Genomic DNA, 1,434 nt, shown 5'->3' with positions numbered 1-1,434 from the left:
CGGGGCAAATTGAGTAGCGGAGACTCACTGCTCTCAGATACACTGATTTCCCTACTCCCACTGACACCCGTTGGTGCATGCTCCGATATAGATTGAGGAGGTTTTGGTAAATATAAGAAAGCAGCTTTTGAGTTGTTATTTATTGAATCCATGTTTTGTCAATCCTTAGTTTGATAGTTTGTATTTATCTTCAATCAGGAAGAACATCCAAAATTGAAACTAAGGATTGGATTCTGTCTTAAAGTAAAAGTTCATGACATGTTGTTAAGTGAAACTAACAAAAGTTTCTGTCTTTCAGCACACGCTAAATAGCGTCACTCAGAAGAAACCTCTTAAATTGAATAAAAGTGAAGGCAAACAATCAATTATTCATTCATTCGCAGCTCAGTGATTTTCGCCTTGTGATAGCCATTGTCTGCGGCAGTGGTAAGCACATGGCTGCAGTCGCCACTGAAGGTGGCTGATGAGACCAGCCCCCGATGGGAGATAGTGGCTTTTTCTACCCATGATTCTTCAGCCGTCAGGCCAATAATTTTCGACGTTTTATCTTTACTGGCGGTCACTATATGGCGGCCATCGGTACTGAAGGTGGCTGAATAGACTCGACCATTATGATAAATAGTGGTTTTTTTCTTCCATGATCCATCGCTCTCACGGCCGTAAATTTTCACCTTGCCATCGTCACCGGCGGTCACCACGTAGCGGCCATCGGCGCTGAAAGTGGCTGAATTAACATCACCGGCATGGTGAATGGTGGCTTTTTCTTCCCATGATCCATCTTTATTCTGGCCGTAGATTTTCGCCTTACCATCATTACTGGCGGTCACCACATGGCTGCCATCGGGACTGAAGGCGGCTGAGTTGACCTTATTTTTATGGAAAATAGTGGTTTTTAATCCCAATAATCCGTCGTCCTCATGACCATAGATTCTCACCGTGTAATCGTCACTGACGGTCACCAAATAGTTGCCATTTGCGCTGAAGGCAACTGAATCGGCATGGGTAGCATAGTACGCGGAATTTTCTTCCCATGTTCCACCTTCCTCCTGACCGTAAATTTTCGCCCCGCCATCATAACTCGTGGTCATTACACGGCTAGCATCGGCGTTGAAGGTCGCTGAGCTGATCAAATCATTGTGATAAATGATGCCTGATTCCAGCCATGATCCATCGTGCTCCTTACTATGGATTTTCACTGTGTGATCGCCGCTGGCAGTCAACACATAGCGGCCATCGGCACTGACGTCAGCTGAGTTGACTGAATATTTATGGCAAATAATAGCTTTTTTGACCCATGATCCATCATTCTTCATGCCATAGATTTTTGCCGTGCCGCCGTTATTCTTGCCAAAGGGTTTCGTCGTGCCATCATTACTGACCGTGACCAGATGACGACCATCGGAGCTGAAAGTAGCTCTTTTAACCCAAGCATCA

At 45.2% G+C, this 1,434-nt stretch carries 1 protein-coding gene; it reads right to left on the bottom strand.

What is annotated here, in order from left to right; translation table 11 throughout:
- Positions 1–365: 365 nt before the first annotated feature.
- Positions 366–1,434: WD40 repeat domain-containing protein (locus KDK17_RS06175; protein ID WP_257287609.1), on the bottom strand; the 1,069-nt coding region annotated here is incomplete at its 5' end.

The sequence above is a fragment of the Endozoicomonas sp. SESOKO2 genome (assembly GCF_024606245.1).
Lineage (GTDB): Bacteria > Pseudomonadota > Gammaproteobacteria > Pseudomonadales > Endozoicomonadaceae > Endozoicomonas_A.
This window is presented reverse-complemented; position numbering and strand designations above follow the sequence as displayed.